At 32.8% G+C, this 24,066-nt stretch carries 21 protein-coding genes; 11 read left to right on the top strand and 10 right to left on the bottom strand.

The window, feature by feature from the left end:
- Positions 1-78 precede the first annotated feature (78 nt).
- Together DM444_RS09170 and DM444_RS09165 are read right to left on the bottom strand one after the other, a co-directional pair.
- A complete protein-coding gene (locus DM444_RS09170; RefSeq protein ID WP_111285850.1) occupies positions 79-2,544 on the bottom strand; it encodes a TonB-dependent receptor in 2,466 nt (821 codons plus the stop codon).
- A 12-nt stretch (positions 2,545-2,556) separates the two neighbouring features.
- Entirely contained in the window at positions 2,557-4,239 is a 1,683-nt protein-coding gene (locus DM444_RS09165) for a M23 family metallopeptidase (protein ID WP_111286032.1), read from the bottom strand.
- A gap of 180 nt (positions 4,240-4,419) precedes the next feature.
- Here DM444_RS09165 and DM444_RS09160 point away from each other — a divergent pair, with 180 nt between their 5' ends.
- The 3 genes from DM444_RS09160 to rny all read left to right on the top strand — a co-directional run bounded on the left by DM444_RS09160 (position 4,420) and on the right by rny (position 6,777).
- On the top strand, positions 4,420-4,710 hold the full coding sequence (locus DM444_RS09160; protein ID WP_111285848.1) for a hypothetical protein: 291 nt from the start codon (positions 4,420-4,422) through the stop codon (positions 4,708-4,710).
- 4 nt (positions 4,711-4,714) lie between these two features.
- Positions 4,715-5,008, top strand: coding sequence for a cell division protein ZapA (locus tag DM444_RS09155; protein ID WP_111285845.1), 294 nt, complete (start codon positions 4,715-4,717; stop codon positions 5,006-5,008).
- Between the two features lie 209 nt (positions 5,009-5,217).
- Positions 5,218-6,777 carry a ribonuclease Y gene (gene rny / locus DM444_RS09150; protein WP_111285842.1) on the top strand — a complete coding sequence of 520 codons (1,560 nt, stop codon included), beginning with the start codon at positions 5,218-5,220 and terminating at the stop codon, positions 6,775-6,777.
- Positions 6,778-6,839: 62 nt separating this feature from the next.
- Here the strand turns inward: rny and DM444_RS09145 are convergent, their stop codons facing one another.
- The 4 genes from DM444_RS09145 to DM444_RS09130 form a co-directional block, all read right to left on the bottom strand.
- Positions 6,840-8,360: a sensor histidine kinase gene (locus tag DM444_RS09145; protein WP_111285832.1), complete on the bottom strand. Its 1,521-nt coding sequence runs from the start codon at positions 8,358-8,360 to the stop codon at positions 6,840-6,842.
- Positions 8,361-8,510: 150 nt separating this feature from the next.
- Entirely contained in the window at positions 8,511-9,407 is an 897-nt protein-coding gene (gene xerD, locus DM444_RS09140) for a site-specific tyrosine recombinase XerD (RefSeq protein ID WP_111285818.1), read from the bottom strand.
- An 81-nt stretch (positions 9,408-9,488) separates the two neighbouring features.
- A complete protein-coding gene (locus DM444_RS09135; RefSeq protein ID WP_111285816.1) occupies positions 9,489-10,070 on the bottom strand; it encodes a porin family protein in 582 nt (193 codons plus the stop codon).
- A 209-nt stretch (positions 10,071-10,279) separates the two neighbouring features.
- Positions 10,280-10,786, bottom strand: a complete 507-nt coding sequence (locus tag DM444_RS09130) for a porin family protein (protein WP_111285814.1) — start codon at positions 10,784-10,786, stop codon at positions 10,280-10,282.
- Positions 10,787-11,076: 290 nt separating this feature from the next.
- Between DM444_RS09130 and DM444_RS09125 the strand changes: the two genes are divergently transcribed.
- The 3 genes from DM444_RS09125 to DM444_RS09115 all read left to right on the top strand — a co-directional run bounded on the left by DM444_RS09125 (position 11,077) and on the right by DM444_RS09115 (position 14,838).
- Complete coding sequence (locus DM444_RS09125) at positions 11,077-11,637, top strand: porin family protein (RefSeq protein ID WP_111285812.1); 561 nt, start codon at positions 11,077-11,079, stop codon at positions 11,635-11,637.
- A 126-nt stretch (positions 11,638-11,763) separates the two neighbouring features.
- The gene (gene aroQ / locus DM444_RS09120) at positions 11,764-12,177 is read left to right on the top strand and encodes a type II 3-dehydroquinate dehydratase (protein ID WP_111285810.1); all 414 of its coding nucleotides are present in this window, start codon (positions 11,764-11,766) and stop codon (positions 12,175-12,177) included.
- 171 nt (positions 12,178-12,348) lie between these two features.
- Positions 12,349-14,838 carry a DUF5686 and carboxypeptidase regulatory-like domain-containing protein gene (locus DM444_RS09115; RefSeq protein WP_111285808.1) on the top strand — a complete coding sequence of 830 codons (2,490 nt, stop codon included), beginning with the start codon at positions 12,349-12,351 and terminating at the stop codon, positions 14,836-14,838.
- Between the two features lie 245 nt (positions 14,839-15,083).
- Here DM444_RS09115 and DM444_RS09110 read toward each other — a convergent pair whose 3' ends face one another.
- The 4 genes from DM444_RS09110 to DM444_RS09095 form a co-directional block, all read right to left on the bottom strand.
- Entirely contained in the window at positions 15,084-15,962 is an 879-nt protein-coding gene (locus DM444_RS09110; protein WP_111285806.1) for a cation diffusion facilitator family transporter, read from the bottom strand.
- 153 nt (positions 15,963-16,115) lie between these two features.
- Positions 16,116-17,429: a UDP-N-acetylglucosamine 1-carboxyvinyltransferase gene (gene murA, locus DM444_RS09105; RefSeq protein ID WP_111285804.1), complete on the bottom strand. Its 1,314-nt coding sequence runs from the start codon at positions 17,427-17,429 to the stop codon at positions 16,116-16,118.
- A gap of 97 nt (positions 17,430-17,526) precedes the next feature.
- Positions 17,527-18,255 (bottom strand): DUF4290 domain-containing protein, encoded by a 729-nt coding sequence (locus tag DM444_RS09100; RefSeq protein WP_111285802.1) that lies wholly within the window; start codon positions 18,253-18,255, stop codon positions 17,527-17,529.
- Positions 18,256-18,259: 4 nt separating this feature from the next.
- Positions 18,260-18,556, bottom strand: coding sequence for a DUF493 family protein (locus tag DM444_RS09095; RefSeq protein ID WP_111285800.1), 297 nt, complete (start codon positions 18,554-18,556; stop codon positions 18,260-18,262).
- 344 nt (positions 18,557-18,900) lie between these two features.
- Here DM444_RS09095 and DM444_RS09090 point away from each other — a divergent pair, with 344 nt between their 5' ends.
- The 5 genes from DM444_RS09090 (at position 18,901) to fmt (ending at position 24,027) form a co-directional block, all read left to right on the top strand.
- Positions 18,901-19,815 carry an alpha/beta hydrolase family protein gene (locus tag DM444_RS09090; RefSeq protein ID WP_111286030.1) on the top strand — a complete coding sequence of 305 codons (915 nt, stop codon included), beginning with the start codon at positions 18,901-18,903 and terminating at the stop codon, positions 19,813-19,815.
- Positions 19,816-19,826: 11 nt separating this feature from the next.
- A complete protein-coding gene (locus DM444_RS09085) occupies positions 19,827-20,267 on the top strand; it encodes a hypothetical protein (RefSeq protein ID WP_111285798.1) in 441 nt (146 codons plus the stop codon).
- Between the two features lie 318 nt (positions 20,268-20,585).
- Positions 20,586-21,119 (top strand): AAA family ATPase, encoded by a 534-nt coding sequence (locus DM444_RS09080; protein WP_111285796.1) that lies wholly within the window; start codon positions 20,586-20,588, stop codon positions 21,117-21,119.
- A gap of 65 nt (positions 21,120-21,184) precedes the next feature.
- The gene (locus tag DM444_RS09075) at positions 21,185-23,080 is read left to right on the top strand and encodes a RecQ family ATP-dependent DNA helicase (RefSeq protein WP_111285793.1); all 1,896 of its coding nucleotides are present in this window, start codon (positions 21,185-21,187) and stop codon (positions 23,078-23,080) included.
- Positions 23,080-24,027, top strand: coding sequence for a methionyl-tRNA formyltransferase (gene fmt / locus DM444_RS09070; RefSeq protein ID WP_111285791.1), 948 nt, complete (start codon positions 23,080-23,082; stop codon positions 24,025-24,027). Before DM444_RS09075 ends, fmt begins: the two co-directional genes overlap by 1 nt.
- Positions 24,028-24,066: the final 39 nt, after the last annotated feature.

The following is a 24,066-nucleotide window of genomic DNA, read 5'->3' as shown; positions in this document are numbered from 1 at the left end:
TTATCAAATATACTATTTTTGATTGTATTTTTTGTTTTTATTGAATTTTACTAGTTCATTAGTTCATAACGAAACAAATTACAATCTCGCATTTAACTTAACGTTAAAAACTCTCGAAGTCATATAATTTGGAATCGCATATTGATTTTTAGAATACACATCACGAACCCAAGTATTAGTAATCGCGTTTTGATTATTGAAAAGATTAAAAATTTCTAGTCCTAGCGATAATTCTTTAAAGTTTTTCAGCCAACCCGTTTTTGTGTTTTGTGTACTGCTGTCTACAAAAACTTTTGCAAAACCAATATCTGCTCTTCTATAATCATTCAATCTATTTTGATATAAATATGGATCTGAGTAAGCCGGTGCACCACCTGGCAAACCAGTATTGTAGACTAAATTCAAATATACTTTCACACTTGGAATGTTCGGCATATAATCCTGAAACAATATAGCAAATTTCAAACGCTGATCTGTTGGACGTGCAATATAACTTTTGTCTTCGTAATTTTCCTCGGTTTTCAAATAGCCAAAACTCACCCAAGATTCTGTTCCAGGTACAAATTCGCCGTTCAATCTAAAATCCAGACCTTGCGCATACGCTTTTGCATTATTATTCGCAACGTAGCGAATGCGGACATTATCGATCGAATACACGTTGACATCTGAAAGTGATTTATAATACAATTCCGTAACCCATTTAAAAGGGCGATTCCACATTTTGAAATTATAATCATTTCCTAAAACGATATGAATTGCTTCCTGTGCTTTCACATTCGGATTTACAACGCCGTCTAAATCTCGTAATTCTCTATAAAACGGTGGTTGATGGTACAATCCTCCTGAAATCCTGAAAACCATATCACGATCCCAATCTGGTTTTATAGCAAACTGAGCTCGCGGACTTACTACAAATTGTGTTTTTCCTTCTTCTAAAGCTCCAGAAACATTCCAGCCTTGAAAACGAGCTCCTAAATGATACCAAATTCGGCTTGAGCCAATTTCAGATTGTTTGTTCCATTGGGCATAACCAGAGAATCTATTTATCGTATTAAAGTTTGTTGCGCGTATATTTTGATAAGGCAAGAGCGGACCTGTATAAGGTGTATACGGCTGATTATTTTCTGGTAAGATAACTAAAGGTGGATTTATCGAAAATCCTGCAGAATCGATTACTTCCCACTCCACTACTCGATCTCGAATAGATTCTCTTGTATATTTTAAACCAAATTCTAACTGGCTTTCTTTCCAATCTTTAGTTCCTTTCAATTCGATATTAGCAATTAAAGCATCCAAATCATTTCTTGCATGATTTAATTGAGAACCAATTCCGCGAGTAAAATCAACTGAAGATGCATCTCCTGAATCCTCAAAATTTATATTACCTAAACGATATTGCGCCAAAATATCAAAATGTTCTTTTTCTGTGGTATGAAATAAAGAACCAATTAATTTTAAAGTAAGTGTTGGCGAAGCTTTATAAGTAGTTTTTAAAGCTCCAAAATAAGTATCGTATTGATCTTTTTCCTGTCCGTCATAATAAACTGCAAGTGCCATTGGCTGATCTAAAGTCCCAAAATTAGTCTGGCGAACCAAAGGCTGATAAGAATATTTATTTTGAGAAATATTTCCTAAAAAGCTCATTTGCCATTTTTCAGAAATATCATAATTGACATTAGTCTGAACATCTGCAAAAGTTGGTTTGTAATTTGTCTGAGTATCTTGACTATTTACCAAAAGACTATTATTTCGATAACGGACTCCTGTTACCGCAGACCATTTTTTATTTTTCGAAACCAAATCGACCGCAGCGCTTCCTCCTAAAAAACTTGCTTCAAAAGCAGCGCCAAAATGAGTTGGTTTTCTATAAGTAATATCTAAAACAGAAGATAATTTATCACCAAATTTTGCTTGAAATCCGCCAGCAGAAAATTCAACGTTTTGAACTAAATCTGTATTGGTAAAACTCAAACCTTCTTGCTGTCCTGAACGAATCAAAAACGGACGATACACTTCGACTTCATTTACATAAACTAGATTTTCATCATAGTTTCCGCCACGAACCATGTATTGTGTACTTAGTTCGTTATTTGAATTTACACCTGGAAGTGTTTTCAAAACATTTTCAATTCCGGCATTAGCACCAGGAATTTTCTTTATCGTTTCTGTGTCAATAGTTGCAATTCCTTGAACTCTTTTTCGATTACCCGAAGAAACAAAAACTTCTCCCATTTGCTCTTGTGAATTATTCATTATAGGGTTAAAAACAAAAACTTCATTTGTTTTCAAGCTAACCGTCAAACTCATCATTTTTAAAGAAACGTGGGTAAATATCAGCGAAACTTTTTTGTTTGAAGGGACTTCAATTTCATAAAAACCATTCAAATCTGATTGCACTGATGTTCCTTGCGAAGAAATATTCACACTCGGAACAGGATGTTTTTCTGCATCTAAAATCACTCCTTTTATGCGAGCATTTTGAGCTAGTACAATACAGCTAAAAAACGAAAAAAGAAAAACGAATATAAACCTATTATAATTCAAAGATTTTGGGTTTTATTTTTGTTGACTCCTAAAAAAACGAGTTTCAAAGATAGTAGTATTTCCTACATTATCAACCACCTCAATTTTTAAAAAGTTTTCGCCTTCAGCCAAATATTGCGGATCAAAAGTATGGGTAATTCTTCTTGCTTTACTTTCATATTCAAACAAAACCCAACTTCCGTTTAAATATCCGTTATAAGATTTTATTCCAGACAAAGAATCGCTGATTGTAAAATCAATTTTCTTTTGATCGCTAATCCATTTTCCTTCAATTGGTTTAGCAATTTTTATGACAGGCGGAATTGTATCTAAAACTAAACCATATTGCCCTAAAATTTTTGCCTTAGCAGTAAAAACATTATCTTTTCTAATAGTTCCATTGTAGCTAGTGCCTTTTCCTATATAAAGTTTATCACGTAAATTTTCAGGATAAGAATCATCTTTTACCGTAATTGTAAAATTAGAATGCACTGGAACTGTATCATCATGAATATAAATCTTGTTGTTTCGAACATCAAAATTCATATTAAAATCTTCATAGAAAGTTCCAGCTGGAAAGAAAACAGACATATTATCTTTCTCAAAATTGGTATCTCTATTGTATTTTACAAAATATTTCGAAGTGATTGGTTCCGCTTCTACAAAAGGAGTTGCATCATCAAATTCAATTGGAACGGTAACAGAATTTAGATTTCCGAAATAATCAGAAACTTCAATTCTATAAGAAGAAGCCAAATTTGGTTCAGTCTTTATGATACCTCTAAGAGAATCTGTTTTAATAATGCTTAAAGCAAAAGGCGTTTTCATAAAAAGTTTCTGTACACGCTGTCCTGTTTTTTTATAACGCTGATAATCTATGAAAGCATTGATGTAACGCATTTCATCAAAAGAATAAGTATTAAACTGGTAATTATAATTTGGATTACCGTTTAAAAAAGTAGTAACATTAAAAACACCATTTTTATTAAACGAAACATCATCAGTATCTACAGCATTGATTCCGAAACCAATTTTTCCGTTTGCTTTCACTTTAGAAGCCAAATAAGTTCCGTCTTTTTGAAGCGCCATACTTAACAGCAACGGCTGTTTAGACTGATTTACGGTTGCATTATCTAAAGGATAAACGTATAAACTAGACAAAGTTGGCTTTTTTGTATCTTTTATATTTTGGTCAAAGCCAAAGAAAATCGGGTTTATAACAAATTCTGTTTTAGTATCTCTAATTTCAAAATGAAGATGTGGCCCTTCTGAAGAACCTGTATTACCTGAAAGGCCAATAATATCTCCTTTTGAAACAGGAAGTTCTCCAGGTTTTGGAAACATTTCGATTTCGTATGCCTTTTCTTTATAGTGCGTCGCTTTTACATAATCTAAAATTGGCCCAACTGGAGTCTGCAAATGTCCATAAACAGAAGTATATCCATTTGAATGTGTAATGTAAATACATTTTCCATTTCCAAAAGTCGAAATTTTAATTCTTGAAACATAACCATCTGCAATTGCATGAACGCTTAATCCTTCTCTTTGATTGGTTTTTAAATCAAAACCAGCATGAAAATGGTTGGGTCTTAACTCTCCAAAATTGCCGGAAAGTTGCATTGGAATATCTAGTGGAGGTCTAAAATAATCTTTAGGATATTGCGTCTGAGCAAATATAAAATTACAAATCAAAAGGGTAAGTACGGAAAATCTCATAAGCAACATTTTTGCTAAGATAACGAAAAATAAACCAATAAAAGCAAGAAAAAAGCTTCAAAAACACAATTAATTGAAATACACTTATTTATCTATTTTAATGTAAAAAAATCGATAAAAAATTGCATTAATAAAAAGGAATATTAACTTTGTAGGATTAAGTAATGAATAGGATGTATAATGAGTGTAATTGCCGAAATAATTGATACTCTTGAATATAAAGTCGAAAAGCTTTTTGAAAAATCAAAAGGCTTGGAGAAAAACAATCAAGTATTACGATTAGAATTAGCCAAAGCTGCGCAAATTATCCAGAAACAATCTGAGGAAATGGAGGCTTTGAAAAAGCAAAATGAAACACTTAAGATAGCCAATTCGTTGCTCGGCAGCGACAATAACAAGAGAGAGACAAAGCTTAAAATAAATTCATTAATTCGCGAAATTGATTACTGTATAGCACAATTATCAGATTAGTAATATGGACGGAAAGCTTAAAATTAAAATATCAATTGCCGATCGCGTTTACCCACTTACGGTTGAACCCGCTCAAGAAGAAGGACTTAGAAGTGCTTCAAAAAAAATTGATGCCATGATAAAGCAATTCGAAGAAAATTACGCTGTTCGCGACAAACAAGATGTTCTAGCAATGTGCGCATTACAATTCGCATCGCAAGTTGAACAAAAACAAATTGATAACGCAATCGATGGAGAAGAGACTATCGAAAGAATTAAAAGATTAAATACGCTTTTAGATCAATATCTCGAAAAATAAACGTTCTTTACAGAAACTAAGATACTGCCTACATTAGTTCACAATTGGTAAACTCAACACTAACAATTTAGAATGAGCAAATCGTCGCTACTATAGTATGCCCTCCTTTTGGCTGGGAAACTTGAACAGTGAGTTAGCTCAAAACTTGTCTTTACGAGTTTATACAAGCAATTAATGTAGGCTTTTTTTATATATAAACCCTAACAAACATGGACATCATAACGATCATTATTGGTATTGTAGGTATTGCGGCGGGATTTGCAATAGCTAAAATTATCGAGAAAAGTAATATTTCAAACCTAATCAAAAATGCTAAAAAAGAAGCTGCTTCAATTTTGAAAGATGCTAATTTAGAAGCTGAAAATATTAAAAAAGATAAAATTCTTCAAGCAAAAGAACGTTTTATCGAACTTAAATCTGAACACGAACAAGTTATTTTAGCAAGAGATAAAAAAGTTGCTGAAGTAGAAAAACGCGTACGTGATAAAGAATCTCAAGTTTCGAACGAACTTTCAAAAGCTAAAAAAGTAAATGACGAGTTTGAAGCTAAAACGGCTGAATACAATAACAAAATTGAAGTTTTAGACAAAAAACAAGCTGAAGTTGACAAACTTCACAAAAGCCAATTACAGCAATTAGAAGTAATTTCTGGACTTTCTGCTGAAGAAGCAAAAGAGCAATTGGTTGAAGGTTTAAAAGCTGAAGCTAAAACCAAAGCGATGTCTCATATTCAAGAAACTATTGAAGAGGCAAAACTTACTGCACAGCAAGAAGCTAAAAAAATCATCATCAACACAATTCAAAGAGTTGGAACTGAAGAAGCTGTTGAAAACTGCGTTTCTGTTTTCAATATCGAATCTGACGATGTAAAAGGTAGAATTATCGGTCGTGAAGGTCGAAACATTAGAGCTCTTGAAGCTGCAACTGGAGTTGAAATCATTGTTGATGATACACCAGAAGCTATCATTCTTTCTTGTTTTGATCCTGTTCGTAGAGAAATTGCTCGTTTGTCTTTACACAAATTAGTAACTGACGGACGTATTCACCCTGCAAGAATTGAAGAAGTTGTTGCTAAAACAGCAAAACAAATCGATGACGAAATTATTGAAGTTGGAAAACGTACTGTAATCGACTTAGGAATTCACGGTTTACACCCAGAATTGATTAAAGTGGTAGGTAGAATGAAATACCGTTCTTCTTACGGACAAAACTTATTACAGCACTCAAGAGAGGTTTCTAAACTTTGCGGTATCATGGCTGCAGAATTAGGATTAAATGTAAAACTAGCTAAAAGAGCCGGTTTATTACACGATATTGGAAAAGTGCCAGACACAGAGAGTGATTTACCACACGCACTTTTAGGTATGCAATGGGCTGAGAAATACGGTGAAAAAGAAGAAGTTTGCAACGCAATTGGAGCGCACCACGATGAGATTGAAATGAAATCTTTATTGTCCCCAATTATTCAAGTTTGTGATGCTATTTCTGGAGCAAGACCAGGCGCTAGACGTCAAGTTTTAGATTCTTACATCCAGCGTTTGAAAGATCTTGAAGATGTAGCTTACGGATTCAGCGGAGTTAAAAATGCATATGCCATTCAAGCTGGTAGAGAACTTCGTGTAATTGTAGAAAGCGAAAAAGTTTCTGATGACAATGCAGCAAACTTATCTTTTGAGATTTCACAAAAAATTCAAACAGAAATGACTTATCCTGGACAGGTAAAAGTTACAGTTATTAGAGAAACAAGAGCTGTAAATATTGCTAAATAATCTAAGGAAACATAAATAAAAAAGGCTGTCAATTGACAGCCTTTTTTATTTATGTTTAAATTTTACATATCATTAAAAACGATTTTAAAGCTTGTTCCCACTCCTACTTCACTTTCCACTTCAACTGTTCCTTTCATCGCTTCAATTTGATTTCTGGTAATATATAATCCAATACCTCGGGCTTCCTCGTGTTTATGAAAGGTTTTATACATTCCAAATAATAAATCACCATAAACTTTTAAATCAATTCCGAGACCGTTATCTGTAATCTTAAGAGATTTATAACCTTCACGCTCAATTGCAAAATCAAAAGTAATTACTGGATCTCGATCTGGATGCGCATATTTAATCGCATTTGTCGTAAAATTCAACAAAACACTTTCCATGTACGCAGGATTAAAATTAATCGTCAGATACTTCGGAACGTTATTTACAATGGTTACATTTCGCTGTTTATCATATCCTTTAATTGTCGAAATAGTTTTTTCGATATACTCGCAAAGCTTTAAGGGAACTACTGCAATATTGATATTACTTTGCGTTTTTACAATTTGCGTAAGATTTGAAATGGTTTCATTCAAATCATTGGAAACAGTACGCAAATGTTCCAGCATTTCTTCTACAGTTTGTCTATTAACATCAGCATCAATAAAATCTAAAATCGATTTTATATTTCCCGCTTGCGTATTTAAATTATGAGAAACAATATGCGAAAAGTTCAATAAACGGCTATTTTGATCACTATATAATTTCATGGTTTTCATAAGCTCAAGTTCTTTTTCTTTTTGAGCCGAAACATCTGTATGAGTTCCAATCACACGTAATGGTTTTCCATTTTCATCACGTTTAATTACTTTTCCACGATCTAAAATCCATTTATAATTACCACTCGACGTCATTACTCGATGATAGTTTTCATAATATGGGATTTTATTATCAAAATGCTCATGGATATCCGAATAATATTTTGGAAGATCATCTGGATGCACAATTTTATCCCAGCGTTCAGGATCATCAAAAATATCTGCAGAGTCAAGCTCCAAAATTTTAAGAGATAAAGAAGAGTAAAAAACGCTATTTGTAACCATATCCCAATCCCAAATACCAACAGTTGAAGCATCGAGTGCAAATTGAAAACGTTCTTCGGATATTCTTAGTTTTTCTTCTTTATCTTTTAATTCTGTGATATCCGAAACGTGACCATAAAAAATTACATTTCCATTTATTCCTGATTCTGTTTTGGAAGATATTTTAAACCAGCGAATTCCTTTTTGAGGAAGAGTAGCTCTAAACTCAATTTCCCAAGGTTTTATTTCTTTTCTGGCTTTGATTAAAGATTGAAAAAAAAGTTCACGATCCTGTGGCACAATTCTATCGTAAACTATAAGCTTAATATCATTATTAAAATCTACTTCAGAAAGTTCAAATATTTCATCTGCCGATTTACTTATTAAAGGAAACGAGTAATTATTATCAGCATCGATAACAAACTGAAAAAGTAAGTCGGGCATTTCGGCTAACAATTTCTTATAAAAATTATTTACCTCTAAGCAATCTTCATTCCCATATAAATCAAAAACCATATACTACCTTTTTATGTAAATAAAAAATCCTAAGCTTTCACTTCAAAAAAGAGAGAAAAATCACAACATTATGCTTTTTTGTTTTTATTGCAACAATATTTTAACACAATATATTAATTTTTGCAATAATAAATATAAAATTCCAAAAAATTATTTTCTTGGATGAAAACTATGCATCACTTCTTTTAAAAAACGTCTATCCAAATGAACATAGATTTCTGTAGTTGTAATAGACTCATGCCCAAGCATTAACTGAATTGATCTGAGATCTGCTCCGTTTTCTAATAAGTGTGTTGCAAAAGAGTGACGAAGTGTATGTGGACTGATATTTTTTTTCAATCCTACTTTTTGAGCAAGATCTTTAATGATCGTAAAAACCATAGCTCGAGTTAATTGATTTCCTCTTCGATTTAAAAACAAAGTATCTTCGGCTCCTTTTTTAATATTCAAATTAATACGCACTGCATTTCGATAAATATCAATATATTTTTGAGTTAAAGAACCAATTGGAACAAAGCGTTCTTTATTTCCTTTACCCGTTATTTTAATAAAACCTTCATCAAAAAACAGATCAGAGATTTTGAGCGAAATTAATTCAGAAACACGAAGTCCGCAGCCATATAAGGTTTCGAGCATTGCGCGGTTTCGTTCACCTTCATTGGTGCTTAGATCAATTGTTTCAATCAAAGTATCAATTTCCTGAAGCGATAAAGTATCAGGCAATTTTCGGCCCGTTTTTGGTGCTTCGATTAATTCTAAAGGATTGTCGTTTCTGTAATCTTCAAAAACCAAATAATTAAAAAAACTTTTTAATCCAGAAATTATCCTTGCCTGAGATCTCGGATTTACCTCTTTAGCTACCGAATAAATAAATTGCTGTAACGTTTCATCAGAAATTTTTATTGGAGAAACATCTATTTGATTGGTTTCTAAAAAAAGACATAAACGCTCAATATCAAAGCCGTAATTTTCGATTGTATTTTTAGACAAACCTCTCTCAATCCTTAAATAGGACTGATAATCTTTTATATATCTGCTCCAATTCATATCTACAAAGTAAGTGATTTTTTGGCATAAAAAAACCTTCCTGGTTTAGGGAAGGTTTTTGAAATATTTTAAAAATTCAGATTAGAATTTATATGCTGCAGAAATCTGGAAATTACCATTTTTTGCACTATCATACAAATCTCCTGAGTCATCAATATTATCATCCCAAATAGGAGATAATCCCACCGTATAACGAAGACCAACTGAAAAATTATCAGTAAAACTATAACCTGCTCCAAAGTTAAAACCAAAATCTACTGATTTCGCATCACCGTCAAAATCAGAATTATCCCATTTTTCTGACAACAAAAAACCAAGTTGCGGACCAGCTTCTACGCTAAATCTTTTATCAACGATATAATATTTTGCCAGAACAGGAATATTTAAATAGTTTAATTTTATATCTAAATCATTTCCAAAACCATTATCAAATTTCGCTCCTTGTGTAGAAAACAAAACCTCTGGTTGAATATAAAACTTTTCTACTACATGGATTTCAGCTAAACCACCAATGTGAAATCCTACTAACGCATTAGCATCTCTCACATCACCACCAACAATACTTGAAATATTAAGACCTCCTTTTACTCCAAATCTTGTTTGCTGTGCATTTGTAAATGCAAAAGCCATAATTGCAATGGCAGATAAGATAATTTTTTTCATTCTAATTTGTTTTGGGTTAAATTAATTAGATCAAATATAAAAATTTTCTTCACAAATCTATATTAGGAATTTAACAAATAAAATAGTAAATAATACCCTAATTGTTAATTTTAAATTAAGCCCATTTAAAAATTAGAATTATCAACATAAAAAAAGCCTCTTCATTTTACTGAAGAGGCATTCAAAAAACACTTTTTATTAACTAAATCTTAGAAGTGTAAAGCGAAACCAATGTTGAATTGGAATGCACTCTTATAATAATCGTCATTTAATGAAACATTATAGCGAACTCCTGGTTCAACAGAAACATTTTTTCCAACAAACCAAGCATAACCTCCTTGCAATCCCAAATAAGATGGATTTTCATCAGCCCCTTTGTAGCTAACACCATTATAAGAAACTTCTAGTGGAAATTTATTTGCTACATAATATTTAGCTCCAAGTTTATAAGCAAAAGTGCTAGAATCGTGACCTTCGTCACCATATCCTAAACCAACTTTCACTGCTAGATTATCAGCTACAAAATATCCTCCTTCTGCCCCAATGTTCCATTGAGTTTCGCCATCTGATGATGCTAAACCAAAACTAGTACTTCCAACACCAGCACCAAAACCAGTATTAGCTTCAATTAACCATTTGCCTTTTGCAGTTTGTTCTTGAGCATTTGCCCATCCGAAAGTCAATACTGCAATAGCAGCTAAAACAATTTTTTTCATAATTTTTTTAAATATTAATTTGATTTAATATTTACAAAACTAAGATTAGGACTACAAAAATTACTCCCCAATAAGTTCAAAAAGTATTAAAATAAGACAGAAAAAAATTACGAAAAACAAGACTGATAATCAGAATTTTAAAATATAATTAGTAGCTTTTTTCGCTTAAAAATCGCATTTGAGTGGGAATTTTAGTAATTATTTAATCCAAAATATAATGCAATAAAATCCTAAATATGTAGTTTTGAACTTTAGATAACATTTAAAATACCAATTTTAAAAACCTTTTTATGAAAAAAATAATTTTAGCAGCTGTTATGTTTATTGCGACATCGGCGGCAGTAAACGCACAATTTGTACAAATCGGGGTTAAAGCAGGGGTTAACTTTGCGAATCAAACTGGAGGTTCTGATTTTAATGGAATTTCTGTTGATAAAGAAGGTATTACAAGTTACCACGCAGGTCTTGTAGCAGAACTTAAATTATTAGATAAATTCTCAATTCAGCCAGAGCTTTTATATACTACACAAGGAGCAACTTATAAAAATGCTGTTTCTGAATTTAAAAATGAAATGGGGTATATTGCTATCCCAGTAATGGCTAAAATCTACATGACTAAATCTCTTAGCTTAGAGCTTGGTCCACAGGCATCATTCCTTGTTAGCAATAAAAAAGAATTTGATGTCGCAGATCCAAAAACATTTGACTTTTCTCTTAATGCAGGTTTAGGATTAAAAGTTGTTGGAGGTCTTTTTGTTCAAGCTCGTTATGGCATAGGTTTGACAGAAATTTCAAAAGAAGCTGACTTTAAAAACTCAGTATTCCAACTTTCAGCTGGATACATGTTCTAAAAATATATCACATACTTTTATAAAAACCGCTCTATTTATTAGTGCGGTTTTTTTATTTTTACAAAGTACAATGACAATTGTAAAAATCAATAGCAATGTCAATACCTCAAAATAAAAAAAATACATATGAAAATCTGCATTATCAACGGACCAAACTTGAATCTTTTAGGCAAACGTGAACCAGAAGTTTACGGAAGCCAAACTTTTGAAGATTATTTTGAAACGTTGAAACAAAAATTCCCAAACATTGAACTTTCTTATTATCAAAGTAATATTGAAGGCGAATTAATTGGTAAAATTCAAGAATGCGGTTTCACTTTTGACGGAATTATTTTAAATGCAGGCGCATACACGCATACTTCTATTGGTTTGGGCGATGCAATGAAAGCCGTTACAACTCCTATAATAGAAGTTCATATTTCTAATACTTATGCACGCGAAAGTTTTAGACACCAATCTTATTTGTCTGGAAATGCAAAAGGCGTCATTTTAGGCTTCGGACTTAAAAGTTACGAATTGGCAATTCAATCTTTTTTGTAATTTTTATAAACAAATATCATCCTGAGCGTAGTCGAAGGCTAATGGAAACAAGATGAGGGCTTCGACTTCGCTCGGCCTGACAAACAAGTCAGTAGTTTCTTATTGAATTTAACAAATTATTAATAAGCTCAGATTTAACTTATTCTATTTTTGTAAGATATACCACCTTACATGAGAAACTTTACTTTAATTGCCTTTCTATTTTTTTCAATTTCAAACTTTGCTCAAATCAAAGGAACAATAACAGATGATAAGGGAAATCCACTGCCCTTTGTTTCGGTTTTTGAAGAAAACACATACGCAAGTACTACGTCAAATGAGCAAGGAAAGTATCAGCTGAATGTAAAAGAAATTGGAAAAAATAAAATCACTTTTCAATATTTAGGTTTTAAAACGCAAAAAATAGCCGTTGATTCGGGATCAAAAACGATCACTTTAGACGTAAAGCTTCAAGAAGAAAGTTTTGCTTTAAACGAAGTTGTCATCGATCCTAAAAACAATCCTGCAAATGCTATTATTAGAAGCGCTATTGCAAACAAAAAAGAAAACTCAGATAAAACAGGAAGATATACCGCCGATTTTTATTCGAAAGGAATGTTCAAAGTAAAAGATCTTCCTAAAAAAATACTTGGACAAAAAGTAGATTTAGGCGAAGACATGGCGTCAAATTTAGATTCGACAGGAACAGGAATTTTGTATTTATCTGAAACTATTTCGAAAGTTAGTCTTGAAAAGCCAAACAAGTTTAAAGAAAATATTATAGCTTCTAAAGTTTCTGGAAACAACCGCGGTTACAGTTACAACACAGCAGCATTATCAAATTATGACTTTTACGACAATACTTTGGATTTTGATGTGAAAATGATTTCTCCTATTGCAGACAATGCCTTCAGTTATTACAAATACAAATTGGAAAGTACTTTTTATGACGATAATAATCAGCAGATTAATAAAATTAAAGTAACTCCAAAACGTGATAAAGAGCCCGTTTTTGAAGGCTACATTTATATTGTAGATGATAGTTTTGCAATTTATGCCATCGATTTAGATATCAAAGGCTATAGAATGAAAAATGAATTTACTGAAATAATGAATCTAAAACAGAGTTTCAGTTATAACTCCAAAAATAAAATCTGGTCCAAAAATGCGCAGACACTTTCTTTTAATGCAGGCATTTTTGGCGTAAAGTTTTCTGGAAATTTCAATTATGTTTATTCCAATTATGAATTTCCAGCGTCGTTTGACAAGAAAACGTTCGGGAATGAACTGGTGGCTTTTGACCTCAATGCGAATAAAAAAGATGATGCTTTCTGGAATGAAATTCGTCCGATTCCGTTAACTATGGAAGAAAGCAGTGATTACGCCAAAAAAGACAGTCTTCAAACCATTAGAAAATCAAAAAAATACACCGATTCTATTGACGCAAAAAACAATAAATTTAAAGTTTGGGATGTTTTAATGGGTTACGATTATAAAAACACTTTCAAGAAATATTCTTTTGAATATAAAGGTTTGCTAAATATTTCTTCTTTAAGTTTTAATACCGTTCAAGGTTTTAATCTCGATACTGGTTTCTCTTTTAGAAAATGGAATGAAGAGGAAGGAAAAAGCACTACAATAAGCACGACTTTTAATTATGGTTTTTCAGACGAACGTTTTCGTACAATTGGCGAATTCAGCCATCGCTTCAACAATATCAATTATGCTACAATTTGGGGCTCTGGAGGGACAAAAACAGCGCAATTTAATGGTGCAGAACCCATAAGTAAATTTATAAATTCTATAAGTTCTTTGTTTTTTAAGGATAATTATATGAAGTTGTACAATCTAGAATTTGTACAAATCAATTACGGACAAGACATCGCAAACGGAATAAATCTTACTGGAAGAATTGGTTACGAACAGCGCAAACCGCTTTTTAATACAACCGATTATTCTTTCTTTAAAAAAGATGATATTTATTCGTCTAATAATCCATTGGCGCCAGACGATTTTACAACTCCAGCTTTTGATCAGCACCATTTATTTAAAGCTCTTGTAACATCAAGAATTAATTTTGGAAACAAGTATATTTCAAGACCAGACGGACGATTTAATTTTAAAGATGATAAATATCCGACAGTGTATCTATCATTCGAAAAAGCATTCGCGGCAAGCGAAAAAAAGTACGAATATGAAAGAATCGGCGCTTCTGTGCTTTACGATTTATCTCTTGGAAACAAAGGTATTTTAGGAACCAATTTTAGAGCTGGAAAATTCTTTAATGCAGAAAATATTTCGTTTATCGATTACAGACATTTTAACGGAAATCAAACTCACATTGGAACAAGCGAACGTTATTTGAATGTTTTTAACATGCTGCCATATTATTCAAACAGCACAAACGATAGCTATTTCGAAATGCATACTGAATACAATGACACAGGTTTTGTAATGAATAAAATTCCGTTATTAAATCTTCTAAAATCTACAATGAATATCGGATTTCACGCTTTAGCAATTCCTGATCGAAAACCCTATTCTGAATTTACTGTTGGTTTAGATAATTTAGGTTTTGGAAAATTCAAATTATTCCGTGTTGATTATGTGCATTCTTATCAAGGTGGAATTCAGCAAAATGGTGTTGTTTTTGGATTGAAGATTTTGAATGCGTTAGACTAAGATTCTAAGGTTCTGAGATGCTAAGATTCTAAGTTTTTTTCTTTGTCAAAGTTTTAAACTTTGACAAAGATTAATTTAAAAATCTGCTTAATTTATAATCTGGTTTTAAGTAGATTATAAATTAAGCAGATTTTTTTGAATTTTGAAAACCTCCGCGTGGGCTTCGACTTCGCTCAGCCTGACAAAATAAGTATTAGGTATTAAAAAAAAACTTAGAATCTTAGTATCTCAGAACCTTAGCATCTTTAACAATGATAATCATCCGGTTCAATATGAATCAAGACATTTCCCAACTGCGGAATTTGTTCTTTTAAAGTATCTTGAAGTTTATGAGACAAATCGTGTCCTTCTTTTACTGAAATTTTTGCCGAAACAATTGCATGAAGATCTACGTGATAACGCATTCCTGCTTTACGAATAAAACATTTTTCGGTTCCAAGAATTCCAGGAACAGTCAAAGCGACAACACGAATTTCTTCTACTAAGTCGTCGTTTAGATTTTCATCCATAATTTCGCCAAGTGCTGGCCTGAAGATTTTGTAACTATTATAAAGAATAAAAAAAGCAGCAAAAAGTGCAGCCCAATCGTCTGCAGATTCGTAGCCTTTTCCCATAATCAATGCAATCGAAATACCAATAAAAGCCGCAACAGAAGTTATAGCGTCGCTTCGATGATGCCATGCATCGGCTGCAAGAGAAGAGCTGTTTGTTTCTTTACTTCGTTTCATAACCAAACGATACGAGTATTCTTTCCATAAAATAATTGTTCCCAAAACATAAAGGGTCCAAGATTTTGGCAAATCATGTGACGATTGAATATTGGCAATACTTTCATAACCAATAATAGTAGCCGAAGTAATTAAAAATCCAACAACCAAAAACGTAATTAAAGGTTCTGCACGACCATGACCATAAGGATGATTTTCATCAGCAGGTTTATTAGAATATTTGATTCCGAATAAAACCAAACACGACGAAAATATGTCTGCCGTCGATTCGATCGCATCAGCAATCAAGGCATAAGAATTGCCAAAAAAACCTGCCAAACCTTTTATCAAGGCCAAGCAGGTATTTCCAGCTATACTAAAGTATGTAGCTTTTATAGCTTTTTGTTCATTTGTCATTTAGCGACATTTATTTTTTTCTGCCACGAATTACACAAATTACACGAAGACTAACATTGTGTTTTATTACACTAATTTAAAAGCTAATTCGTGTAATTGAATTTCAAAAATTAAAAATTAGTGTAATTTGTGAAATTCGTGGCTAACTTTTATTTACGCTCTCACGATTTTTGCGCCGATTGCTCTTAAACGCTCATCGATACGCTCATATCCACGATCGATTTGCTCGATATTCTGGATTGTACTAGTTCCTTTTGCAGAAAGCGCCGCAATCAATAATGAGATTCCCGCACGAATATCTGGAGAAGACATTGTTGTTGCTTTCAATTGAGATTCAAAATTATGTCCCATAACCACAGCTCTGTGCGGATCACATAACATAATTTTTGCTCCCATATCAATTAGTTTATCCACGAAGAATAAACGGCTTTCGAACATTTTTTGGTGAATTAAAACGTCTCCTTTTGCTTGTGTTGCCACAACTAAAACGATACTTAATAAGTCAGGTGTAAATCCTGGCCAAGGTGCATCGGCAATAGTTAAGATAGAACCGTCGATATCTGTTTTCACTTCATATCCGTCTTTGTGAGCAGGAATGTAAATATCATCGTTACGTTTTTCGATTGTAATACCCAATTTTCTGAAAGTGTTCGGAATCAAACCTAAATTTTCCCAGCTTACATTTTTGATCGTGATTTCGCTTTTTGTCATAGCCGCAAGACCAATCCAAGAACCAATTTCGATCATATCTGGTAAAATTGTATGCTCGCATCCTCCAAGGCTTTCAACACCTTCAATAGTCAATAAGTTAGAACCAACTCCAGTGATTTTTGCTCCCATAGAGTTTAGCATCTTACACAATTGTTGTAAATATGGCTCACAAGCAGCGTTGTAAACTGTAGTTTGTCCTTTTGCCAAAACTGCAGCCATTACAATATTTGCCGTTCCAGTTACAGAAGCTTCATCTAGAAGCATATCTGTTCCTTGAAGCCCTTCTTCTGGAGATTCTACTCCGTAAAAATGATCTTCTCTATTGTATCTGAATTTTGCTCCAAGGTTGATAAAACCTTCAAAGTGTGTATCTAATCTACGACGCCCAATTTTATCTCCACCCGGTTTTGGAATATATCCTTTTCCGAAACGAGCCAAAAGCGGACCAACAATCATAATAGAACCACGAAGCGCTCCACCTTCTTTTTTGAAAGCTTCAGTTTCTAAATATCCAACATTAACTTCGTCAGCTTGAAAAGTAATCGAACCTGGTTCGTTACGTTGAATTTTTACACCTAAATTACCCAACAAAGTAATTAATTTATTGATGTCAATAATATCGGGAATATTATTAATTTTTACTTTATCCCCCGTTAGAAGCACGGCACATAAAATTTGTAATGCCTCGTTTTTTGCTCCTTGCGGAGTGATTTCTCCTTTTAAAGGAGTTCCTCCTTCGATTTTAAAAATTCCCATAGATTTCTTTTAAGGTTCTAAGGTTCTGAGATTCTAAGGTTCTAAGGTTAAGCTAAAATCTTAGCACCTTAGCTGCTTAGTATCTTAGCAACTTCTTCTATTTTTGATTATTGTTTTTTTGAAATGTCTTTTTTTGACCGCCTTTGTTATTGTTATTCTTGTTGTTATTCTGAATTTTTGGCTGTACACCAGAAGCCGTTTTATTAGACATACGTTTATTTGTACGCATTAAATCCGTTGTATTCAACAACTCTTCTGTGCTATGTAATAAATTAATTTTACCTCCAGACAATTCATATAAATGCTCGAAAATCACATCATCTTTTACTGTGTCTTTGTTCCAGCTCAAGAACGATTTTTTCATGTGATTGGCAATTACCATCACCAAGGCATTTTTCATTTCGCCATCTTCCCATTTATTGGCAACATCAATCATATATTTGATGTTGTTACCATAAAATCTATATTTTGGAAAGTTCTGCGGATACTGCAAAGCGTCTGGTTTTAGCTCCAAAACTTCTCGTGACGGAATTGGGTACGGAGATTCAACATTCAGTTTAAAATCAGACATAATAAAAAGCTGATCCCAAAGTTTATGCTGAAAATCTGGCACGTCACGCAAATGCGGATTTAGGCTTCCCATAACCTGAATGATATATTTCGCGGCTTTATTGCGCGTTTCATCATCTTCGATTGCAGTTGCCTGATCGATCAATTTTTGTAAATGACGACCATATTCTGGGATAATTAAACGCTGTCTTTCAGAATTGTATTCTAAATTATACACAACGTCGCTTGCGGCTTCTCTTTTATATTTTTCGATCATAAGTTTATAATGAAACTATACCTTCTATTGTAGAAACTTCTTTGTATTTACTAATCACATCATCTGAGCTGTGCATCGTAACATCTACAGAAACACTGGTAAATTTACCTGTTTTAGATTTTGTTGTTTTAATAACCGCTCCCATTCTATCAAAAGCTTTTTCAACACGCTCTACATTATCACCTACAGAAGGCACAATAAATTTATACAAATATTCTGCTGGCCAAGTGTTTGCGTTATCAAGTTCTACTTTTAATCTTTCGTAAAATTCGGCGGTGTTTTTTTCTTTATCGTTCTCCATTCGTAATTAAAAATAAACGCAAATATACGGTTTTTGAATTTAGATTTTTTATATTTTTTCTTCGAAAAAAGGTTCAAAGTTACAAAGTTACAAAGGTGCAGAGAAAAAACCTCTAGAAGATTATTTCATTGTATTTTTTACGCTTATATTTGAGAAAATAATCCACCGAAAACTCTCGCAAATTAGAGCGCTTTTTTCGTCATTTTGTCATCCTGAGGAACGAAGGATCACACTAGAAACTCGACAAAGGTTGGAGAATTTCTGTGCGGAGCTACTTGTGTGATCCTTCGTTCCTCAGGATGACAAGTTTGCGTTTAAAATTTGCGAGATTAAAACACAATGCAATGAAAAAACTCCTTTTACTTTTTATCGCTCTTACACTAAATTCAGTTCAAGCGCAGGAAGTTAAAACGCTAACGTATTTCCAAAACGACACTTTAAAACTAGATTTAGATTTATATCTGCCAAAGAAAAAAGCTGGCGAAAAAATTCCGTTAATAATGTTCGCATTTGGTGGCGGATTTTCAGGTGGAGAACGTACAAGTGAAAAAGATTTCGGGAAATTTATGGATCAAAATGGTTATGCTGTTGCGAGTATTTCGTACAGTTTATATATGAAAGGAAAAGATTTTGGCTGTAAAGGAACTTTGACCGAAAAAATAAAAGCAATCCAAATTGGCGTTAGCGATATGTGGCAGGCAACGGCTTTCTTAATTGAGAATGCAGATAAATACAATTTAGATACTTCAAAAATCTTTATTTCTGGAATTAGTGCGGGTGCCGAAATTGGTTTCCATGCTTCTTTTTGGGATTATAAATTGATGAATTTATACAAAAGCAATCTCCCAGAAAACTTTAAATACAAAGGTTTTATTGGAGGTTCGGGAGCAATTCAGGATATTAATTTGATTACAAAAGAAAAAGCAATTCCGATGTTATTGGCTCACGGAAATAATGATGACACGGTTCCTTATGCAGCAGGTTCGCATCGCTCCTGCCCTACAAACGCTTCTGGCTGGCTGATTCTTTTTGGTTCTTATGCGGTTTACAATCAAATGAACGATTTACACAAAGACATCGAGCTGATTACTTTCTGCGGTGGTGGACATGAATTTTCAGGCTACCTTTTTCATGAAGGTCAAAAGTATGTTTTAGATTTTGTGAATGATGTTTTGAATGGCAAAAAATTCCAATCGCATTTGATTGTTCCTTCTAATAAAAAAGGAAAGGATTCTGGAAAATATTTGTTTTGTGAATAAATTTTAAAAATATGTTTAGAATATTCCTAATCATTATACTAATTGCAAATACTGCCTTTAGTCAGAAATTAAAAGAAACTCCTCAAAGCAAATATTACAATTTTTGTAGAAGTGATTTAAGCAAAATAGAACGAATTCCACAATTCCCCTTTTTTCCAACCGAAGAATTATGTTCAATAAAAAAGTGTTTTCGAAGTATCTCTTATAAAGAAATCAATGAAGTTATATATAATCGATTAATTGAAATAGCTCAAAAAAATTATAGTGATGGAATACTTCTTTACTTACTAGAAGGTGATGGAAGTGCAGAAGAAGCTGATAAAAAAAACAAAAAGACAAACAACAATAAATTTATTTATGTCAGTATAGATGATTTTATTAATTCAGAAGAAATTTCAAAAGGCAAAGATTTGTATAACAACGAGACTAAAAAACTTATGAATAAAATATAATATTCAGATAAGTTTTAAACTGCTCCAGCGGAGCAAAATATTTATAGCAATTCAATTTCACACCAATCAAAAGCTCCAGCGGAGCGACATATAAATCACGCAAAATATGTCGCTCCGCTGGAGCTTTTGATTTATTGTGTCCAATTTTTCTATAAATATGTCGCCTCTATAGGGACTTTTCACTTTGCTAAAACATAACCATTTCCCTTCCTCAATCAGTAACTTTTGTTTATTAAAATATCAAATCTTTCGTTTCTGATAAATATTCTTTTTAATTACAAATAAGTTTAGGTAAATTTGCGCTTTATTTTTAGAATAGTGCAAAAAGAAATTATTGTCTTGCTTGGCGGACCTGGTACTGGAAAATCAACACTTATTAACGAATTGGTAGCTCGTGGCTTTTGCTGCTATCCTGAAATCTCTAGACAGGTTACCATGAAAGCACAGGAACAAGGCATTGAACAGCTGTTTCTAGAACAGCCGCTTTTGTTTAGCGAAATGTTGTTGGAAGGACGTATTGAACAATATAAAAATGCTGTTAACGAACCTGATAATGTGGTTTTTATTGACAGAGGAATTCCAGATGTGGTAGCCTATATGGATTATATTGGCGATGAGTATCCAGAGCATTTTACCAAAGCATGCGAAGATTTCAAATATTCTAAAACCTTTATTTTACCGCCTTGGGAGGAGATTTACCAAAGTGATTCTGAGCGTTATGAAAATTTTGATCAGGCAGTAAAAATTCAGGAGCATCTTGTTGAGACTTATAAAAAATATGGTTACGAACTGATTGAAGTTCCTAAAGATACAGTTGAAAACAGAATTCTTTATATCTTAGACAAAATTTAGCGGTATGGTTTAAAGTTGTAAAACTAGAAACTGTTTTCTAAATTTTTAACTTTAAAACCAAGGCAATGCTCGGAGCACAGGATATTCTTCTAAAATACTGGAAACACGACAGTTTTAGACCGTTGCAAAAAGAAATTATCGATTCTGTTCTTGAAGGACAGGATACTTTTGCAGTACTTCCGACAGGAGGTGGAAAATCGATTTGTTTTCAAGTCCCCGCTATGATGCAGGAAGGCATTTGTTTAGTTATTTCTCCTTTAATTGCCTTGATGAAAGATCAGGTAATGAATCTACAAAAAAGAGAGATTAAAGCAATTGCTCTTACTGGCGGAATTCACACTGAAGAATTGATTGATCTTTTAGACAATTGCCAGTACGGAAATTATAAATTTCTCTACTTATCACCAGAACGTTTACAATCAGATTGGATTCTGGAACGCATTAAAAACCTACCTATAAATTTAATTGCTATTGACGAAGCGCATTGTGTTTCGCAATGGGGTCATGATTTTAGGCCAGCGTATCTTAAAATTTCAGAACTAAAAAAATTCTTTCCTAAAATTCCTTTTTTAGCTTTAACCGCAACAGCAACTCCAAGAGTTATTGAAGATATTAGAACGCAATTAGAATTAAAAAACCCGAATCATTTTCAACAATCGTTTGAGCGAAAAAATATCGCTTACATGATTTTTGAAGTTGAGGATAAATTATACCGTACAGAACAAATTCTGAAAAAGAATCCGCAACCTTCTATTATATATGTACGAAATCGTAAAGCGTGTTTGAATATATCTTCGCAATTGCAATCGTTAGGTTTTACGGCAACGTATTATCATGGTGGACTTTCTGCAAAAGAAAAAGATAAAAACATGCAGTTGTGGATGTCGGAACAAGCGCAAGTTATTGTGGCTACGAATGCTTTCGGAATGGGAATTGACAAAGACAATGTAAAAACCGTTATTCATACGCAGCTTCCAGAAAACTTAGAAAATTATTATCAGGAATCTGGACGCGCGGGACGAAATGGCGCAAAAGCTTTTTCGGTTTTACTTTATAACAATTCTGATTCCGTTCAGACTGAACAGCAGTTTTTAAGCGTTCTTCCTGACAAAAAATTCTTGAAAACGATGTACAACAAATTGTGCAATTATTTTCAAATTGCTTACGGAGAAGGTTTAGACGAATCTTTCTCATTCAAACTAAATCATTTCTGCAATAAATATGAATTCCCAACTTTGAAGACTTATAATGCTTTACAGTTTTTAAATCAGCAGGGAATTATTACGATGTCTCAGGAATTCTCAGAAAAAATCAGCATTCAGTTTCTGATTGAATCTAAAGAAGTAATTCGATACATGAGTTTGAATCCAAATGATGAAGAAATCATTTTGGCTATTTTGAGAACTTATCCCGGAGTTTATGAAGTGAAATCTAATTTGAATTTGGGATTAATTGCAAAAAAATCAAATCGCCCTGAAGAGCAAATTATAGCGCTTTTAGAAAAATTAAAAGAAAAAGAAATTATAGAATATAAGTCTAAAAATAACGACGCTACTATTTTGTTTAATGAAGTTCGCGAAGATGATCACACTATAAATAGAGTTTCGAAATATTTAGAAAAACAAAACGAAGTCAAAAAAGAACAGCTTTTATCTGTTTTGCATTATATAAAAGACACTAAAACCTGCAAAAACAGATTGGTGCTAGATTATTTTGGTGAAGAAACAAACGAAAACTGCGGTATTTGTTCGTACTGCATTACACAAAAAGGAAAAATCACTGAAGCCGATTCGATTGCAGACAAAATCCTTTCTTTACTAAAAACAGCTTCGTTGACTTCGAGAGAAATTGAGAACCAAATAAAAATGGACACAAAAGACATAATTTCGGTTCTTCAGGAGTTACTCGAAAACAATCATATCATTATACAAGCGAATAATAAATACACTTTAAAATCATAATGGAGAAATTGAGAATTATATTTATGGGAACTCCAGAATTTGCCGTTGGCATTTTGGACACCATTATTAAAAATGACTACGATGTTGTCGGTGTGATTACAGCTGCAGATAAACCAGCTGGACGCGGACAAAAAATAAAATATTCGGCTGTTAAAGAATATGCACTTGCTAACAATCTTACTTTATTACAGCCAACCAATTTAAAAGACGAGAGTTTCTTAGCAGAATTAAAAGCTTTGAATGCCAATTTACAAATCGTAGTTGCTTTTAGAATGCTGCCAAAAGTAGTTTGGGAAATGCCTTCATTTGGAACTTTTAATCTTCATGCTTCTTTATTGCCAAATTATCGTGGCGCCGCTCCAATTAACTGGGCTATTATTAATGGAGAAACAAAAACTGGTGTTACCACTTTCTTTATTGATGATAAAATTGATACTGGTGCAATGATTTTAAATTCTGAAATCAATATCGAGCCAGAAGAAACTGCGGGACAATTGCACGATCGTTTGATGCATTTAGGAAGCACAACTGTAATTGACACTTTAAAAGTTATTGAAACTGGAAATGTTACCACAACAATTCAAGAAGATAACGACGATATTAAAACCGCTTACAAATTAAATAAAGAAAACTGCAAAATCGATTGGACAAAATCTGGAGCAGAAATCAATAACTTAATTCGAGGATTAAGTCCTTATCCTGCTTCTTGGTGTTTTTTGAAAGACCAAAATGAAGAATTGAACATCAAAATATATGAAGCTAAATTAATCTCAGAATCACATTCTTACGAGACTGGAAAGTTAATTAGCAGTAAAAAAGAAATCAAGATTGCAATAAAAGAAGGGTTTATTCAGTTATTAAGTCTACAATTTCCAGGAAAAAAGAGAATGCTTGCTTCAGAATTATTAAATGGAGTGACTTTTTCCGAAGCTGCAAAAGTGTATTAACGCCAGTAAAACAGGGGTTTGTACCTGTTTTTTATCGAC

It is taken from the genome of Flavobacterium ginsenosidimutans (genome assembly GCF_003254625.1).
GTDB lineage: Bacteria > Bacteroidota > Bacteroidia > Flavobacteriales > Flavobacteriaceae > Flavobacterium > Flavobacterium ginsenosidimutans.
This window is presented reverse-complemented; position numbering and strand designations above follow the sequence as displayed.

What these genes read in the sequence shown, in the direction of transcription:
- DM444_RS09155 (WP_111285845.1), top strand. Translation starts at nt 4,715, where the DNA reads ATGGACGGAAAGCTTAAAATTAAAATATCAATTGCCGATCGCGTTTAC.
- DM444_RS09075 (WP_111285793.1), top strand. Translation starts at nt 21,185, where the DNA reads ATGCTCGGAGCACAGGATATTCTTCTAAAATACTGGAAACACGACAGT.
- aroQ (WP_111285810.1), top strand. Translation starts at nt 11,764, where the DNA reads ATGAAAATCTGCATTATCAACGGACCAAACTTGAATCTTTTAGGCAAA.
- fmt (WP_111285791.1), top strand. Translation starts at nt 23,080, where the DNA reads ATGGAGAAATTGAGAATTATATTTATGGGAACTCCAGAATTTGCCGTT.
- DM444_RS09165 (WP_111286032.1), bottom strand. Translation starts at nt 4,239, where the DNA reads ATGAGATTTTCCGTACTTACCCTTTTGATTTGTAATTTTATATTTGCT.
- DM444_RS09125 (WP_111285812.1), top strand. Translation starts at nt 11,077, where the DNA reads ATGAAAAAAATAATTTTAGCAGCTGTTATGTTTATTGCGACATCGGCG.
- DM444_RS09135 (WP_111285816.1), bottom strand. Translation starts at nt 10,070, where the DNA reads ATGAAAAAAATTATCTTATCTGCCATTGCAATTATGGCTTTTGCATTT.
- DM444_RS09100 (WP_111285802.1), bottom strand. Translation starts at nt 18,255, where the DNA reads ATGATCGAAAAATATAAAAGAGAAGCCGCAAGCGACGTTGTGTATAAT.
- rny (WP_111285842.1), top strand. Translation starts at nt 5,218, where the DNA reads ATGGACATCATAACGATCATTATTGGTATTGTAGGTATTGCGGCGGGA.
- DM444_RS09145 (WP_111285832.1), bottom strand. Translation starts at nt 8,360, where the DNA reads ATGGTTTTTGATTTATATGGGAATGAAGATTGCTTAGAGGTAAATAAT.
- DM444_RS09110 (WP_111285806.1), bottom strand. Translation starts at nt 15,962, where the DNA reads ATGACAAATGAACAAAAAGCTATAAAAGCTACATACTTTAGTATAGCT.
- murA (WP_111285804.1), bottom strand. Translation starts at nt 17,429, where the DNA reads ATGGGAATTTTTAAAATCGAAGGAGGAACTCCTTTAAAAGGAGAAATC.
- DM444_RS09090 (WP_111286030.1), top strand. Translation starts at nt 18,901, where the DNA reads ATGAAAAAACTCCTTTTACTTTTTATCGCTCTTACACTAAATTCAGTT.
- DM444_RS09095 (WP_111285800.1), bottom strand. Translation starts at nt 18,556, where the DNA reads ATGGAGAACGATAAAGAAAAAAACACCGCCGAATTTTACGAAAGATTA.
- DM444_RS09085 (WP_111285798.1), top strand. Translation starts at nt 19,827, where the DNA reads ATGTTTAGAATATTCCTAATCATTATACTAATTGCAAATACTGCCTTT.
- DM444_RS09130 (WP_111285814.1), bottom strand. Translation starts at nt 10,786, where the DNA reads ATGAAAAAAATTGTTTTAGCTGCTATTGCAGTATTGACTTTCGGATGG.
- xerD (WP_111285818.1), bottom strand. Translation starts at nt 9,407, where the DNA reads ATGAATTGGAGCAGATATATAAAAGATTATCAGTCCTATTTAAGGATT.
- DM444_RS09160 (WP_111285848.1), top strand. Translation starts at nt 4,420, where the DNA reads ATGAGTGTAATTGCCGAAATAATTGATACTCTTGAATATAAAGTCGAA.
- DM444_RS09115 (WP_111285808.1), top strand. Translation starts at nt 12,349, where the DNA reads ATGAGAAACTTTACTTTAATTGCCTTTCTATTTTTTTCAATTTCAAAC.